This is a genomic window from Rhizobium skierniewicense (genome assembly GCF_014196515.1).
Lineage (GTDB): Bacteria > Pseudomonadota > Alphaproteobacteria > Rhizobiales > Rhizobiaceae > Agrobacterium > Agrobacterium skierniewicense.
Map to the genome: position 1 here is coordinate 229,142 of NZ_JACIDV010000002.1, position 16,178 is coordinate 245,319.

Consider the following 16,178-nt stretch of genomic DNA (forward strand, 5'->3'; position numbering starts at 1 on the left):
TGTAAATCTTGTAAAAATGACTGGCTGGGTTATTCTGCCTCCATCGTGTCAGGGGAGGCGTTGGTGGAAGCAAAGATTTTCGCAGGCGCGCGCGTGCGCCGTGTTCGCAACGGGTTGGGGCTGACGCAGACCGCCATGGCGCAGGCCTTGTCGATTTCCCCATCCTACCTCAACCTCATCGAGCGCAACCAGCGTCCGCTGACAGTGCAACTGCTCCTCAAACTCAGCTCTGTCTATAAGGTCGATCTGGATGACCTGCAGGGTGAAAGCGGCGGTATGGCCAGGCAGTTGCGGGAGGTCTTCGCTGATCCGCTGCTGGCAGGCGAAGTGCCATCGGGCCAGGAGCTTGTCGAGGTGGCGGAAGCAGCGCCCAATGCGGCCAGCGGAATCGCCAAGCTTTACCGTGCCTATAAAGAGCAGGCGCAGCGCCTCACGGATCTCTCGGACCTTTTGGCGCGGGAGGGGCACCAGACGACGCTCTCCGCCACCCGCCTGCCAATCGATGAGGTGCGAGAGATATTCGAGCGCCGCGCCGCACATTTCGTAGAGCTGGATGCGGCCGCAGAACGTTTTCATGCCACGCTTTTACCGGGCGATGATCTGGCTCAGGCATTGAAAGGCTGGCTTCAGAAAAACCACGGCGTCGTGGTCCGCTCCATGCCTGTTCATGCCATGCCGAACCTGCGCAGACGTTACGACCGGCATTCCATGCGGCTGTTTCTCTCCGAACGCCTGTCACCGCAGGATCAGTTGCGGGAGCTTGCCATGGAGGCCTGTCTTCTGGCGCTGACGGATGAGATTGGCACGGAGTTGCAAGCGCTGAGCCTATCCGGTGAAGAGGCAAAGCGCATCGCCCGGTTCGAGCTTGCCCGCTATGCCGCACATGCGTTGATGATGCCCTATGGCGCGTTTCTGGCCGCTGCCCAGCGCGCGCGCTATGACATCGATATCTTGCGTGGTCGCTTCAACGTGTCCTTCGAGCAGGCCGCCAACCGCCTCGTCACGCTGGTGCGGCCCGGTGCCGCAGGCATTCCGTTCTTTCTGATGGAAATCGACAGCGCCGGAAACCGCTTTCGCAAGGCGGGTGCGCAAGGGTTCCCGCAGGCCGGGTTCGGCGGACTGTGCGTAAAGCTGAATGTGCACGCTGCCTTTTCCCAGCCGGGGCAGGTGCTGGCGGAACAGGTGGAGATGCCGGATGGTAGTGCCTATCTCACCGTTGCACGGTCTCTGGATGGCCCGCAGGCGGGGTTCGGAGAACGCATTCGCCGCACGGCTGTCATGGTCGCCTGCGATGCCGCGCTGGCGAAAGAAACGGTTTATGGCGATGTGGTCGGCATCAAGGCAGGCAGCATCGCTATCGGCCCATCCTGTCGGCTTTGCGAGAGGCAGGGCTGTCTTTCACGTGCGGAGGCGCCGCTAACGCGTCCGTTGGGGCTGGACGAGATGGTGACGGGCCTGAGTGTTTTCGATTTTCAGTAAGGCGCTGCACACAGTTGTTTGAAATTGCCGCGCTGCACATTTCCCGCTTGCCGATACAAGTTTTCCTTTCTAGTCTCTGACAAAACAAGGGGATCACGCGTCTTTCCCAAGGCTGCGTCCAAACAGGAGTTACCATGAAACATCGTTCGCTTCGTTTCAGCCTGGCCGTTGTGGCTGCGGCGCTTTCCGCTGGCACAGCCTTTGCGCAGGAAAAGGTCGTCCACGTTTATAACTGGTCCGACTATATCGATCCCGTTCTCCTGGAAGAATTCACCAAGGAAACCGGCATTAAGGTCGTTTATGACGTCTATGACGGCAACGAAGTCCTGGAGACAAAGCTTCTGGCGGGAAATTCCGGCTATGACGTCGTGGCTCCAACATCACCATTTCTGGCGCGTCAGATCAAGGCTGGCGTCTACCAGAAGCTGGACAAATCCAAGCTGCCAAACCTGAAAAACATGTGGCCGGAAATCACCACGCGCCTTTCGCAGTATGATCCCGGCAACGAATATGCCGTCAACTACATGTGGGGCACGACCGGCATCGGCTACAACGTTGCCAAGGTCAAGGCTGCGCTGGGAGATGTGAAAGTCGACAGCTGGGATATTATCTTCAAACCGGAAAATGCAGCCAAGCTGAAATCCTGTGGCATCAACATTCTTGATGCGTCTGACGAGACCTTCGCCATTGCCATGAACTACATCGGCAAGAACCCGGACAGCAAGGATACGGCTGATCTGGAAGCTGGTGGTGACGTTTACAAGGCGATCCGTCCTTCGGTTAAAACCTTCAATTCGTCCGCCTATATCGATGAGCTTGCCAATGGCGATAGCTGCATCACGATCGGCTGGTCGGGCGATATTCTCCAGGCCAAGACCCGCGCCGAAGAAGCCAAGAACGGCGTCGAGGTCAACTATGTCATCCCAAAGGAAGGCACATATATCTGGATGGATTCCTTCGCCATTCCAGCAGACTCCAAGAACGTCGAGGAAGCGCATGCGTTCATCAATTTCATGATGAAGCCTGATGTCGCCGCCAAGGCATCCGATTATGTACAATATGCCAATGGCAATCTGGCATCACAGGCGCTGATGGACGAGGCAGTGTCCAAGAACCCCGGCGTTTATCCCGATGCCGAGACGATGAAGAAGCTTTTCACCATCTCGCCCTACGGGCCGAAAGAACAGCGTGTTCTGAACCGCGTCTGGACCCAGATAAAGACCGGTAGCTGACCGGGTTTCAAAAAGGGGCGGGTGGTAACTCCTGCCCCTTTCTCGTTCAGCCACTTCATACAGCAAATGGGACAGTTCATGGCGAAATCTCTTGGCCCGGTTAAACGCAAATTCTCTCCCTGGACGGATCCCGCATCGGTGCCGTTCATCCGCTTCGAGAATGTGACCAAGAGGTTTGGCAATTTCGTTGCCGTCGATAATCTGACTCTCGACATTTATGAGCGCGAATTCTTCTCGCTGCTCGGGCCATCCGGTTGCGGTAAGACCACGCTGATGCGCATGCTGGCCGGATTCGAGGAACCGACGGAAGGTCGTATCCTTTTGCAGGGCAAGGACATCTCCGGCGTGCCACCCTACAAACGGCCCACCAATATGATGTTCCAGTCCTACGCCCTTTTTCCGCATATGTCGGTAGAGAAGAACATTGCGTTCGGGCTGGAGCAGGATAATTTGCCAAGGGCTGACATAACAACCCGTGTCGAAGAAATGCTGCGTCTCGTCAAGTTGACCGAATTTGCCAAACGCAAACCAAGCCAGTTGTCGGGTGGCCAGCGCCAGCGTGTGGCGCTCGCGCGTTCGCTCGCCAAACGTCCCAAAGTTCTATTGCTGGACGAGCCCCTGGGTGCCCTTGATAGAAAGCTGCGTGAAGAGACGCAGTTTGAAATCATGGATTTGCAACAGACTCTGGGCCTAACCTTCCTGATCGTAACGCACGATCAGGAAGAAGCCATGACCGTATCGGATCGCATCGCGGTGATGGACAAGGGCACTGTGGTGCAGGTGGCAACCCCTGCCGAAATCTACGAAGCGCCCAATAGTCGCTATGTCGCCGATTTTATCGGTGACATCAATATTTTCGAAGCTGAGATAAAAGACGTTTCCGCTCGCGACGGGGCGCCGCCAATCGTTTCGCTCGATTGCGAAGGCATGCCGGTCGTCGTTGAACAGGAGTGCACGTCACCCGTTGGAAGCAAGGTGGCTTTTGCGATCCGGCCTGAGAAAGTGCGCATTTCCCTGGATCAGCCAACGGACGCAACGGTGAATGTTGGTCATGGCGAGGTCTGGGACATTGGCTACCTCGGCGATTTCTCGATCTTCATCGTCAAGCTGGATGATGGTCGCATCATGCGCGCCGCACAGGCCAATATCTCGCGCCTCGTCGACCGTCCCATTACCTTCGGAGATATGGTCTGGTTGAGCTGGAAAACCGATTCCGGTCTGGTTCTCACACGCTGAGAGAGGGTTGAACATGGCGATTTCGTCTCCAGAGAACCGACAGAGCCCCATGCGATGGCTGGTCATTGCCGTTCCATATCTGTGGCTTGTGCTCTTTTTTGTCGCCCCCTTCCTCATCATCGTCAAAATTTCACTTTCCGATACAGCCATCGCCATGCCGCCCTATATGCCGGTGTTCGATGGCTTCAGTCAGATCGTCGATTTCTTCTCGCAACTGGATTTCGAAAACTACCTCTTCCTCACTCAAGATCCTCTTTACGTCGAGGCCTATCTGTCTTCGCTTCGTATCGCGTTGATCTCAACTGCCTTGCTGTTGCTCATCGGTTATCCGATGGCGCTGGCCATGGCCCGAGCGCCAAGCGCTATCCGACCCACATTGGTCATGTTGGTCATTCTGCCGTTCTGGACGTCATTTCTTATCCGCGTTTATGCTTGGATCGGTATCTTGAAGCCTGAGGGCTTATTGACGGTTCTGTTTCAGGCAATCGGTATTCTCGGACCAGACCAGCAGGTCGATATTTTTCGAACAGACACGTCCGTCTTCATCGGCATGGTCTATTCCTATCTGCCGTTCATGGTCCTGCCGCTTTACGCCGCGCTGGAAAAGCTCGACAACACGTTGCTGGAAGCCGCTGCCGATCTCGGTTGCCCACCATGGAAAGCCTTCTGGAAGATTACATTCCCCTTGTCTCTGCCGGGCGTCATCGCTGGATCGATGATTTGCTTCATCCCCATCACCGGCGAATTTGTCATCCCCGACCTTCTGGGCGGCGCGCAGACGTTGATGATCGGCAAGACTCTGTGGACGGAATTTTTCGGCAACCGTGACTGGCCTCTGGCGTCTGCTGTTGCGGTGTTGCTGCTGCTGGTTCTTGTCGTGCCCATCGTCATCTTCCAGAACCAGCAGAAGAAGGTGGTGTAAGCTCATGAAGCGCGGCAAATTCGACACCACAATTCTGACGCTCTGCTTTGCGTTTCTGTATATCCCGATCATCATTCTGGTTGTCTATTCCTTCAACGCGTCGAAACTGGTGACCGTTTGGGGAGGTTTTTCGCTGCATTGGTACAGCTCCATGTGGTCCAACGAAGGCCTGATGGATGCAGCCTGGATTACGGTGAGGGTTGCTTTGTTGAGCGCGACCATCGGCACCATTCTCGGTACGCTCGCAGCCCTGTCGCTCACGCGCTTCACCCGCTTTCCGGGTCGTATGCTCTTTTCGGGCATGATTTATGCGCCTCTGGTGATGCCCGAAGTCATCACCGGCCTGTCGCTTCTGCTGCTTTTTGTGTCCATCGGCGTTGACAGAGGGTTCTGGACGGTGGTCATCGCGCATACGACTTTCACCATGTGCTACGTCGCCATCGTCGTTCAATCTCGGTTGCTGACCTTTGATCGCAGTCTGGAAGAAGCCGCGCTCGATCTCGGCTGCCCGCCGGTAAAGACGTTCTTCCGTATTACGCTGCCGCTCATTCTCCCCGCCGTGGTGGCTGGCTGGATGCTGGCGTTTTCCCTATCGCTGGACGATCTGGTCATTGCAAGTTTTACCACTGGGCCGGGGGCAACGACGCTGCCGATCAAGATCTACTCGCAGGTGCGCCTTGGCGTGACACCTGAGATCAATGCCATCTGCACGATCCTGATTGCACTTGTTACCGTCGGCGTCATCTGTGCTTCCATCGCCTCGAAGCGCTCTGAACTGCAGCGCATGCGCGATGAACATGATGCTGTAAAAGGCTAAATTTTCGTCTGTTTAGGAATTCTCTTCCATGAAACAGGCGGTCCGTGTTTTAACAATTTGTTAAACGGAGTTGCTGCACATAAGGCTCAACGTGGGTGCACTCGATGAGAGGGTGAGCGGGCCGGTGGCCCAAAAGACATGACGTCCGTTTTATTCCTGCTCTCGTTACAAGCACAACTCTCAAGGCAGCCTCGGCTGCCTTTTCTTTGCTCTTATGAGACGGCTTCCAGCTCACCGAGTACCTTGTCCAGCATCAGCCGGCCATAGGCTGGATTGGCGTGGTAGTCGCCGGGGCTCTTCGCGAATATATCGTGCATCGCACCATTCTCGTCATAAACCTCTGCTGGTGGGAGATGGTACATGACACCCATCGCTGCCAATTTCGCCACGGCGCGGTCGCGAAAACGGTTGTAGATGAAAGCAACTTCTCCGTCGGCGAAATTGGTTTTTCCCGCCAGCCTTTGGTAGCTTGCAGGCACTGGGCTGCAGGATGCCACGGAGAAGCGGACATTCAGTCCGACAAGCGTCTGAAAGAACGCCATGGGTTGTTTCAGCGTTTCGTCGATGATCAGATCGAAAGCGGCTGTCGACACGAAGTGGCGATCCCGTGACCAAGCGGCCACGGTGTGGGTCATCCAGTTTTTGGCGTCGAAACCGAAGCTGGGGTAAAGACCGAACATGAAGACGAACCGTCGCGGATCGTGTCTGACGATGGCGGAAGGCGCATTCGGATTGATTTTCTCGAACACCGCTATCGCCGGAGGTTGCGTAAAGGAAACAGCGTTTCCGTCAAAGGCAAAAAATGGCTCCAGAAAATTATAGCCGTGACCCATCTGGGCAAGCGTAACCGGTCCGTGAGAACTGACACAGGATCCCAGCCGCATGGCGTCAGCCAGTGCGATGACGTGTGAATCTCCGACGATCTCAAGCATAACCGAGCTCCTGCGCCTGCATCATCTCTTCGCAGACCGCTTCGTGGTCACCCGCGGTGATCGTCTCGGTGGCAGCGGGTGGTGCCGGAGCTTCGCGTCCGCGATGTTCCCTGAAGAAATGCGACATGACATAATCGACACCGGAAGGCGTGACGGTTCGCAAGTTTGGATCGTAGAAAATTCCGCGCATGGACGGTGCCGCAATGATCTCGTAGGAGGGGAAATAGTCCACGAATCCAGCCTCGTCAGCGATGTGACCAGCCACCGCCCGCAGAACGGATTTGGAATAGAGCGAGGCGGCCAGCACATGGTGGTCGCTTTTCGTGGCGGTGAGGGGAACCGGCGATACGGTGAGCACGAATTTCACATTGGCATTGATCTCGCGTAACCGGGTGATAAAGCCCACGAGGTCCTCAAAAATCTCGAAATAATTGAAGTTTTTGAATTCGTAGTCACTGTCATCAAACCGACCGGCGACGGTGCCGGGGCAAAGCGGCAGGACGGCACCATCGCGCTTCGAAACCCAGGCCTCGGTGAGGCCCAGAGTAAAGACAAAGACGTCCGTCTTTTCGAAAAGCATGCGGGTTGCCGCCAGATGCGCGTGGCGCGCACGCTCCATCTCTGCCACGCTGTCAAAGGGTTCAGGCTCCAGAAGCGGACGGAACGGGTCGACCACACCTTCACCTTTGATCCAAGCGGGTTCTTCGGGAACGAACCGGCCGAATGCCCGATCGAAGGTTTGTACCAACTGACGCGCGCTGTAGATGTTGCAATAACGGGCGGAATAGACGCCGTAATTATAGGCCTTCGCCATCGCCCGTGGAAAAAGTGGTGGGGCTGGTTCAAAATCTCGAAAGCCGAAGCCGTTTTTCGTCAGGGACGTGGCAATGTGCTGGGCAAAGCAACTGCCAGCCGTCGAAATCGCCATATCCGTGGAGATATCGAACTTCCTGTGGTAGAGTTTGTCCAGTTGCATGGCATGGGTTTCCGCAACGGCTTTGCGCCAGATCGCGCGCTCGGGCAGAGCGCCGTAGGGATGGCTGTTGCCGTGCGTTTCAGCCGCGCCGTTTTTTGTGGTCTCTGCACCCATCTTCAACCTCCAGGCCTCATCTGCATGTCAGAGCGGAACGGCAGGATGATAGAACTGAACTGCTTTGACTTTCTTCTGAACAATAGGTGGCGGAGCTTTCTTCAGGCTGACGGCCCCGCTATTGTCCGCTCGCTCCGTGCCTGTCGTCGAGAGACCGCGAGACGAGAAGCACCGGAATGAGACCGGCGCCGATGATGATCAAAGCGGGGAGGGCGGCGTCCTGAACGCGCGAACGCGACGCATCCTCATAGACCAGCGTGGCCAGCGTGTTGAAATTGAAGGGACGCAACATGATGGTCGCTGGCAGTTCTTTCAAGGATTCGATGAAAACCAGCAATGCTGCTGTGATGGTTGCTGGTCGAATGTTGGGTAAAAGCACATCGATGAGTGTTTGAAAGCGGGTGCGCCCCAATGTTCGGGCCGCCATGTCCACATGCGGTGAAAGCTTCTGAAAGCCCGCGTCGATATTGCCTTCTGCCAGCGTCATGAACCTGACGCTGTGCGCATAAATAATTGCAAAGGCTGTGCCCGATAATAGAAGTCCCGTGGAGTAGTTGAGATGCGAGCGCAAGAAGCCATCCATGGCATTGTCCAAGGCAGCCAGCGGCAACAGAACGCCGATGGCAAGGACCGTTCCGGGAATGCCGTAACCAAGCGAGCCTAGGCGGCTGGCTGAACGGGCAAGAGGCGAAGTATTGACGCGTTGGGCATAGGCAAAAGCGAAGCCGCAGACGAGCGTGATGAGCGCTGCAGATGCCGAAACCTCCACACTGTGCGCCAGCGCCTTTAAAAGCTTGGGGTCTGCCAGAGAGCCAAGCCGCTTGATGGCATAGCCACCCAGGACAAGGACGGGGATTGCAAAGCCACACAGAATGGGCAGGGCGCAAAATCCTGTTGCCGCCCATCCGCGACCGGCAGCGAGTGTCTTCAACCCAAAACGCTGCGTCATGGCCGTGGATTTGGCGCTGGAAAAACGCTGTCGGTTCCGCGCCTTCCGCTCAACGATGATGAGGGCGGCAACAATGATGATGAGCACCGAGGCGATCTGGGTTGCGCCACCAAGATTGCCACGGTTGAGCCATGTCTCGTAGATGGCGAAGGTCAGCGTGCGAATGCCGAGATATTCCACGGCGCCGATGTCGTTGAGCGTCTCCATCAAAACCAGTGCCAGGCCGATGATGATGGCCGGACGTGCCATCGGCAATTGCACGGACAGAAAAATTCGCATGGGGCTTGCGCCCAGCGTTCTCGCGGCTTCGGCCGCAAACCGTCCCTGCAAGCCGAAGGCTGCTCTGACTGACAGATAGACATAAGGGTAAAGGACCGAACTCAGGACCAGGACTGCTCCGCCAAGCGAGCGGATATCGGGAAACCAGTAGTCTCTGATGGTTTGAAATCCGAAGAGCATGCGGACGGCACTTTGCACCGGCCCGGTAAAATCCAGGAACTCACCAAAGGCATAGGCTGCGAGATATGAGGGAATAGCCAGCGGCAACACCAGTGCCAGAGAAAGCAGGCGTCGTAACGGAAACTGAAATGTGCTGACAAGCCATGCAGAGATGATGCCAAAAAACGCCGTTGTCGCGCCGGTGAGGACCAGCAGGATCAGCGTTTGTCCGCCGGCGTGCGGCAACACATTGACCAGCAAATGACGCCAGCCATCCGTTCCCCCGGTCACGGCTATACAAAAAACCGCAATCAGAGGCATGGCAATGATCAGCGCGAGCAACACGGTGCCAAGCGATAATCCCGACGCCATATGTTTTCCGGATCGTGAAGCGATAGACGGATGTGAAGCCAGCGGCAATTCTCTTATCCTTGCGTCACCGGTCTTTACCGGCGCGGAGACATCAATGGTGTGGAGCGCGATGACGCTTCACACCATTGCTAGTCCTCTATGACCTTAGTTCGCAAGCACGCGCTGCGAAGGAAAGCTGATTTCTACCAGCGTACCCTCGTTCGGCGTAGACGTAATCGAAAAGTTGGCCCTGTTGGCATCGACCATGGCCTTGGTCAGCGGCAAGCCCAAGCCGGTGCCGTCCCCGCGCACGCGGCTGCTGGATGCAGATACCTGACGGAAAGGTTTCATGGCATGCTCCAGCTCCGAGCGGGTCATGCCGATACCGGTATCTCTGATACGCAAGACCACGCTGCCGTTGGTCTCATAGGCCGTTGCCACCACGATCTGACCACCTGACGGCGTGAACTTGATGGCGTTCGACAGAATATTGAGCATGATCTGCTTGATGGAGCGAAGATCGGCAACGATCTGTGGCAACGAGGGCGACAAGGCTGTGCGAATGATCACGCGCTGATTGTTTGCCTGTGGCTGCACGATCGAGACGGCTTCTGCAATGGTGTCATTCAGGGCGACAGCCTTGAACTCGACATCCATCTGGCCCGCCTCGATCTTAGATATATCCAGGAGATCATTGACGATATCCAGAACATGGCGGCCAGACCGCACGATATCGTTGGAATATTCTATGTAGCGCGGGTTGCCGACGGGTCCAAAACGCTCCGTTGCCATCAAGTCGGCAAAACCGATGATGGCATTCAAAGGTGTGCGAATTTCGTGGCTGACGCGCGCCAGAAAGTCCGTCTTGTGACCGTTTGCAGTTTCTGCAGCACGCTTGGCGTTGCGCAAATCTTCTTCGGTACGCTTCCATTGGGTGATGTCGCGAATGACGGCGCAATATCCGTTCGAGGATTTGAGCCTGCCGATGGTCATGAACAATGGCAGAAAACCACCGGCCGCCTCACGACCAATCACTTCACGGCCATCGTTCAGCACGCTTGCGACACCGTTATTGGCGAGACCTGATAGATAATCCAGCACAGCGCGCTGACTTTCGTGGGCGAATAACGTTACGAATGGCTTGGTGGCCACCTCACCATTATCATAATTGAAAAGCGCACTGGCAGATCGGTTCAGCGACCGAATGTTACCGTCCTCATCCAGCAGAACGACGCCATCGGTCGCAGTTTCCAGGATAGAATGCAGCTCTTCGACCTGCCCTTTCAACTCGGTCAGCTCAACGCCTGCGCCTGCGTCGTCGGCAAGCCGATTTTCATTGGCGGGCAGGGACGCGTCACTCTTCTCCTCCGTCGGGATCAGGGAAAGCATCAAGGCGCTGGCGTCTTCCCAACGAACCGATTGCAGGCGTGCCCTGACCGGTATCAGATCATTGTCGACACTGACCGCCATCATCCCGCCAGCATGGTCCGCCATTGCGTCAAGCTCGTCACGCTGAAGCAGAGCATCGAGACCGCCAACGTCTGCCAGTTCAGCGATATCGCGATAGCCGGTGAGGCGCAGGAATTCAGGGTTGGCATGGATCAGCCGGTCACCGCTGTGGATCAACAGCGCAATAGGCATCTGGTCCACGGCCTCTGCTGTCAGTGAGGCGCCGGTGCGAAGGGATATCAACGTCTCCGACGCCGTCTCGTCATTCTCCATGTTTACGACGCGTGGCGGCACTTGTGGTGCCGAAAAGATGACCGGTTCATCGCCACGGGTGTAATCAGCAAAATCGTCGTCATCAGACGTCGAAGACACCTGCCTCTGCTCGGGCGTTGTGGCGGGCTCAGGCTCAGGCGTCGTCACAACGTCGATCACGTCCTGTTCCTGCACGTCAGTCGACACGGTGTCCCAGGTTTCCGTGGCGACCGGCCTCAGTGTGCGGGCAATCTCCTGAAACGCTGCCTGCTCGCTGGCACTCAGTTCGTCTGGACCCTTGCTGCGGCGCTCTTCAAGGCGAACTATCTTGTCGGAATAGCGTCGGTTCGGCGTTTCGGTTATTTTCAGCGCCGGAACTTCGTTTTCCGGCGGCTCGTAGCGACGCGGCACTTCATCTTGCGCTTCAGTCTCGTCTTCCCGTTCAGCATGCCCCTCTTCGCTGAGAGATGTCGCGACAGTCTCAGTGTTCTCCGGGAGAGAAAACACCGCCGTCTCGTCAACCGTACTGTCTTGCGCCATGTCCAAAGCGTGGGCGTCCGAGCGCACATCGTCGACCAGGGTCAAACCCACAGCATGGGTATCCTCGACCGCATCTGCCAAGCGCACGATGCCGAAGCCTCGGAAGCCATCGAATTCGCGGGCGCGCGTATAGGTGGGCAGGGCCGCCAGATCGATCGGGACGGTCAGCGACGTACCTTCGACCGGCCAATAAATGGTCTTTCCAGACCACGTATCGCGCCGATTCAGGAGGTCGGCGATTTTGCCGTCGGGATCAAGGTTGAACAAGGCCGCTAGGTCGGCAAAGCTCATGCCTTCGACATTTGCCGCGTTCGGGCCGACCGCATCGGCAAACTCATGCGAAATCGAGGTGAAATGACCCGTAGCATCGATCTTCCACACGAAGCGCGAGGCGCGTCGGTTGGGTTCGAAGACGAAGGTGTTGTTTTCACGGGTGTCTTGTTCTTTTGCCAGAGACCCTTCGGCGATCGGAGGCTCAGAAAAAACGGGCTCGGCTTCGTCCTTCCCGACCACGTCCTCGACCTCCTGCTCAGCCGTGGGAAGCTCTGGTTCTTCGACATCAGCGAGCGGAGAAACGTGATCCACGACGACCAGTTCTTCGTCTGGCTGGGCGAGCGTCACAGGCTCTGTCTCGGCGGGAGCTTCGATTTCAGCGCGCTTTTCTTCGTCTCCATCCGGATCGACAGCGGTCTCGATATCGTCGCTCTCGTCTTGTCGTTCGGTGCTCCCCTCGATCTGCGCCACGGGCACTGGAACGTCAGCTACGTCTTGGGGTCCTTGCTCCTGAACCTCTTCGACCACCGGCGGGGCATCGATGATGGGCAAGCTTTCATGCAGGTCCAGTTTGGCTTCGGTGAATTCGCTGGAAGGATCGAGTGTTCCGATGACGGTTTCAACCACAAACAGAAGGTTAAGTTCAGGCTCTCTCGACAGTTGGCCGACCGCTGCTGGCAGATAACCTTTTCCTGCTGGCACCGGGCGTTTGACCAGCTTGCCGGCTTGCACCGACGCCATGGAAATGAGTGTGCGGGTCGTTCCTGCCGTGATACCCAAGGCTGAAAACCCTGGCGATGCCGCGATGATTTTGCTGTCTGCGTCCAGCACGGCCATGTGAACATCGGGATCGTCGAAGCCTTCGATCATCCGATGTGCACGCTCCTCCAGCGACAGCGTCGCCTGATCGACCGGCGCGGAAAACAGGATGGCCCGCTGGCCAGCTTCCGCCTCGATGATCTCGGCAGTGGCAACCGTTGATACACTTTTGAAGCCGGAATGGACGCGAATATTGAACTGCTGGCTGTCGCCGGTCTGCGTTAGCCGGGTAGCCGTTGCCGCCAACTGACGGAAAGTCACATCTTGCGGTTTTGGTCCGCGCTCCAGAAAATCATAGATCATCGGGGTGCCGAAAAGGGCAGCACCACGTCCATTGGCCCACAGCGTGTTTCGCAAGTCCATCGAAAACAGAGCCATGGCCTCACCGCGGCCAAAATGTTCGCGCACACGCTCATGAACTGCAATGTCGATAAATGGGTATTGAACGGCGGGCATGTGGAAACCTATTCTGGCACGACCTGACCTCATGCAACCGCACGACCTCATCATAAGGCATCATACAGCCTGCATCGGCTTGATGTTAACAGAATCTTAAATAACTTCCCAGCGTGGATCGGTCCATCATAAGCTGTGGGAATTGCCAAACACAGTTAATGCGCCGACCATGCGGATACTTATCAGATCCCCTCGAATGTGCGGTCTACGACACCGTTTTGCAACTGTCCTTCATCGATGTCTCACCGCAGTCCCGAGCTTTTTATCAAGCGAGGAATGATGTACCGAACAGCGGTTTCGTTTTCTGAGGATTTTCGGCAAAAATTGCCGAAGGACTTGCAAAGGTTCAAAACTTGCCGTATGTGAGCCCAAGTGACGCCGCCGCGGCGTTCCCTATGCGGTTGTAGCTCAGTTGGTTAGAGCGCAGGTTTGTGGTTCCTGAGGCCGGTGGTTCGACCCCACCCAACCGTACCACTTTTTAATCTCAGTATTGACGATGGATCTTGCCCTCGTGTTGCGTTTCTTGCCGTGAGCTCGTTATCGTCACGCTTTTTCGTCTTTTAAAAATCGGTTGGCTAAAATGTCAGGCGCTGGTATGGTTGCTTCAACGTAACCTTATGGACGCCAGCAGCATCGCTTCAAGCTTTCGCGCGGCGGAATGGACAAGACAGTGATCGACCCCGGCAACGGCCCAAAGCCGTCGGAATCAGGGGAATCGGCGGTGGAAAAAGGGAATGCGAAGCGTTCCCGTCGTGGCAAAAGCAGGCGTAACGGCAAGACCCGTAACGCTGGCTCTTCTCCGCGGCTTCACGGTGCCGAATCTCAAGTGGATTCCCCATCGCACAGCGCTCAAGAGCGAGACTCGGAGCCAAAGAAGCGCAAGCGTCGTAGACGCGGGCAGGGCGGGTCAAAGCCTCCGCAGGAAGCCGTCGTGGCCGCGGCCAGTAGCGAACAGGCTTCCCAGGCACCAAATCCTCAAGGCAAGCGCAAAGCCCGCAACGGAAAACGCAATCACCGCGGGCCGCAAGGCAGACCGCTTGTGCCGACCCACGCGCCGAAAGCCTGTGTTCGGCCGAATGGCTCCGTGTCTCCAATTCATGCGCCGTCACCGGTCGATCATGGCCGTCCCCATGTGCGTGCGCAGACAAACTATCGCGATACCGGTTTCGATGGTGGCGCGGACATGTATGCCGCGCTTGATCTCGGGACAAACAATTGCCGCCTCCTGATTGCTCAGCCGACACGCCCTGGACAATTCCGCGTCGTGGATGCTTTCTCACGCATCGTGCGATTGGGTGAGGGTCTGATATCCACGGGACGCTTGTCCGATGATGCGATGGATCGCGCTGTCGAAGCGTTGCGCGTTTGCGCATCCAAACTCGCAGGGCGCTCCATCCGTCGCATGCGGTTGATCGCGACCGAGGCCTGCCGTGCGGCGGCAAACGGCGAAGAGTTTCTGGCGCGGGTCACGCGCGAGACAGGTCTGCAACTGGAAATCATCAGCCGTGAGACGGAGGCGCGGCTGGCGGTGTCCGGCTGTGCATCGCTTGTGGGTCGTGAAGCGCGCTCTGTCGTGTTGTTCGACATCGGCGGTGGATCGTCAGAAATCGCGGTTATCCGCGTGGGTGACAACCGCTCCAACCGCCTGGCCAACCATATCACACACTGGACCTCGCTGCCGGTTGGCGTCGTCACCTTGTCGGAACGCCATGGTGGGCGCGATGTGACCCCTGAAGTCTTTGCCGCCATGGTCGGCGAGGTCGAAGGCTTGCTGGATGCGTTCGATTGCCCGCCAGTGAGTGAAATCGCTCACGAGGATTTTCATCTCATCGGAACATCGGGGACAGTGACCACACTTGCCGGCGTGCACCTCGATTTACCGCGCTATGATCGCCGAAAAGTCGATGGGCTCTGGCTGTCGGACGATGAGGTTACTGCGATGCAGGACAAGTTGCTGGCCTGGGACTTCGCCGGTCGCGCCTCTAATGCGTGTATCGGTCCTGATCGTGCGGATCTGGTCCTCGCAGGTTGCGCCATTCTGGAGGCCATCCGCAAGCGCTGGCCTTCCAGGCGCATGCGGGTTGCCGATAGAGGGCTTCGCGAGGGGCTTTTGACGGATATGATGGCAGATGATGGCGCCTGGCGCCGTACACGAATTCGCCGGGCACAGATGCAAGGCACAGCGGAACGGAAAATTTGATATGAGCAAAGCGCCCACGAGTACCAACCGTACCGGACGCAAGATCGGCCAGAAGGTGAAGAAGGCGAAGCTGAAGCCCTCTTCCCGCCGCTGGATCGAGCGTCACATCAATGACCCCTATGTCCAACGTGCAAAGCTTGAAGGCTACCGCGCCCGTGCTGCTTTCAAGCTGCTTGAGATCAACGACAAGCATCAGATATTGAAGGATGCGCGCCGGATCATCGATCTGGGTGCGGCACCGGGAAGCTGGTCGCAAATCGCCGCCAAGGTCACCGATTCGACCGAAGACGATATCCGCGTTGCGGCCATCGACTTCCTCGAGATCGAGGCTATTCCCGGCGTCAAGATCCTGCATCTCGACTTCCTCGATCCCAGCGCACCAGACCTTTTGATCGAATCCGTCGGTGGAACGCCGGATCTCGTTTTGTCGGACATGGCAGCGCCCACGACGGGCCACCAGAAAACCGACCATATTCGCACGATGCATCTGTGCGAAGTTGCGGCGGATTTTGCGGTACAGGTTCTGGCCGAAGGCGGTCACTTCCTGGCCAAGACCTTCCAGGGCGGCACGGAGAAAACGCTACTGGATATGTTGAAGCAGAATTTTAAGCAGGTCATCCACATCAAACCGGCTTCCTCGCGCTCGGAATCCGTGGAGATGTTCCTGCTGGCCAAGCACTTTAAAGGCCGTAAGCCAGCCGAGCCAGCCGCGCAGGATGACCACTAAAAGCGGAAGAGACGCG

The 16,178-nt window shown here is 56.9% G+C and carries 11 protein-coding genes and 1 tRNA gene; 8 read left to right on the forward strand and 4 right to left on the reverse strand.

Going from position 1 to position 16,178, the window contains the following annotated elements:
- Nucleotides 1-60 precede the first annotated feature (60 nt).
- From GGQ73_RS03870 to GGQ73_RS03890, 5 genes are all read left to right on the forward strand, one after another.
- The gene (locus GGQ73_RS03870) at nt 61-1,479 is read left to right on the forward strand and encodes a helix-turn-helix domain-containing protein (RefSeq protein ID WP_183894100.1); all 1,419 of its coding nucleotides are present in this window, start codon (nt 61-63) and stop codon (nt 1,477-1,479) included.
- A 134-nt stretch (nt 1,480-1,613) separates the two neighbouring features.
- The gene (locus tag GGQ73_RS03875) at nt 1,614-2,711 is read left to right on the forward strand and encodes a polyamine ABC transporter substrate-binding protein (protein WP_174152140.1); all 1,098 of its coding nucleotides are present in this window, start codon (nt 1,614-1,616) and stop codon (nt 2,709-2,711) included.
- A gap of 78 nt (nt 2,712-2,789) precedes the next feature.
- A complete protein-coding gene (locus tag GGQ73_RS03880) occupies nt 2,790-3,947 on the forward strand; it encodes an ABC transporter ATP-binding protein (RefSeq protein ID WP_183894102.1) in 1,158 nt (385 codons plus the stop codon).
- A gap of 13 nt (nt 3,948-3,960) precedes the next feature.
- Nucleotides 3,961-4,869 carry an ABC transporter permease subunit gene (locus GGQ73_RS03885; protein ID WP_183894104.1) on the forward strand — a complete coding sequence of 303 codons (909 nt, stop codon included), beginning with the start codon at nt 3,961-3,963 and terminating at the stop codon, nt 4,867-4,869.
- 4 nt (nt 4,870-4,873) lie between these two features.
- A complete protein-coding gene (locus GGQ73_RS03890) occupies nt 4,874-5,686 on the forward strand; it encodes an ABC transporter permease (RefSeq protein WP_174152143.1) in 813 nt (270 codons plus the stop codon).
- 212 nt (nt 5,687-5,898) lie between these two features.
- On the opposite strand, the gene GGQ73_RS03895 is transcribed toward GGQ73_RS03890, so the two are convergent.
- The 4 genes from GGQ73_RS03895 to GGQ73_RS03910 form a co-directional block, all read right to left on the reverse strand.
- Nucleotides 5,899-6,618 (reverse strand): hypothetical protein, encoded by a 720-nt coding sequence (locus GGQ73_RS03895; RefSeq protein ID WP_183894106.1) that lies wholly within the window; start codon nt 6,616-6,618, stop codon nt 5,899-5,901.
- On the reverse strand, nt 6,611-7,708 hold the full coding sequence (locus tag GGQ73_RS03900) for a GSCFA domain-containing protein (RefSeq protein WP_183894108.1): 1,098 nt from the start codon (nt 7,706-7,708) through the stop codon (nt 6,611-6,613). The genes GGQ73_RS03895 and GGQ73_RS03900 overlap by 8 nt, the downstream gene beginning before the upstream one ends.
- A 118-nt stretch (nt 7,709-7,826) precedes the next feature.
- A complete protein-coding gene (locus GGQ73_RS03905) occupies nt 7,827-9,467 on the reverse strand; it encodes an ABC transporter permease (RefSeq protein ID WP_234910882.1) in 1,641 nt (546 codons plus the stop codon).
- A gap of 144 nt (nt 9,468-9,611) precedes the next feature.
- The gene (locus GGQ73_RS03910) at nt 9,612-13,235 is read right to left on the reverse strand and encodes an ATP-binding protein (protein ID WP_183894110.1); all 3,624 of its coding nucleotides are present in this window, start codon (nt 13,233-13,235) and stop codon (nt 9,612-9,614) included.
- A gap of 397 nt (nt 13,236-13,632) precedes the next feature.
- On the opposite strand from GGQ73_RS03910, the gene GGQ73_RS03915 reads away from it, so the two are divergent.
- From GGQ73_RS03915 to GGQ73_RS03925, 3 genes are all read left to right on the forward strand, one after another.
- A tRNA-His gene (locus GGQ73_RS03915) sits at nt 13,633-13,709 on the forward strand.
- Between the two features lie 457 nt (nt 13,710-14,166).
- The gene (locus GGQ73_RS03920; RefSeq protein ID WP_459559271.1) at nt 14,167-15,435 is read left to right on the forward strand and encodes a Ppx/GppA phosphatase family protein; all 1,269 of its coding nucleotides are present in this window, start codon (nt 14,167-14,169) and stop codon (nt 15,433-15,435) included.
- 1 nt (nt 15,436) lies between these two features.
- Entirely contained in the window at nt 15,437-16,162 is a 726-nt protein-coding gene (locus tag GGQ73_RS03925; protein WP_174152148.1) for an RlmE family RNA methyltransferase, read from the forward strand.
- The last annotated feature ends 16 nt before the right edge of the window (nt 16,163-16,178 follow it).

Bases quoted from the DNA above. Each gene is read 5' to 3' on its own strand.
- GGQ73_RS03875 (WP_174152140.1), top strand. From the start codon at position 1,614: ATGAAACATCGTTCGCTTCGTTTCAGCCTGGCCGTTGTGGCTGCGGCG.
- GGQ73_RS03880 (WP_183894102.1), top strand. From the start codon at position 2,790: ATGGCGAAATCTCTTGGCCCGGTTAAACGCAAATTCTCTCCCTGGACG.
- GGQ73_RS03885 (WP_183894104.1), top strand. From the start codon at position 3,961: ATGGCGATTTCGTCTCCAGAGAACCGACAGAGCCCCATGCGATGGCTG.
- GGQ73_RS03890 (WP_174152143.1), top strand. From the start codon at position 4,874: ATGAAGCGCGGCAAATTCGACACCACAATTCTGACGCTCTGCTTTGCG.
- GGQ73_RS03895 (WP_183894106.1), bottom strand. From the start codon at position 6,618: ATGCTTGAGATCGTCGGAGATTCACACGTCATCGCACTGGCTGACGCC.
- GGQ73_RS03900 (WP_183894108.1), bottom strand. From the start codon at position 7,708: ATGGGTGCAGAGACCACAAAAAACGGCGCGGCTGAAACGCACGGCAAC.
- GGQ73_RS03905 (WP_234910882.1), bottom strand. From the start codon at position 9,467: ATGGCGTCGGGATTATCGCTTGGCACCGTGTTGCTCGCGCTGATCATT.
- GGQ73_RS03910 (WP_183894110.1), bottom strand. From the start codon at position 13,235: ATGCCCGCCGTTCAATACCCATTTATCGACATTGCAGTTCATGAGCGT.
- GGQ73_RS03925 (WP_174152148.1), top strand. From the start codon at position 15,437: ATGAGCAAAGCGCCCACGAGTACCAACCGTACCGGACGCAAGATCGGC.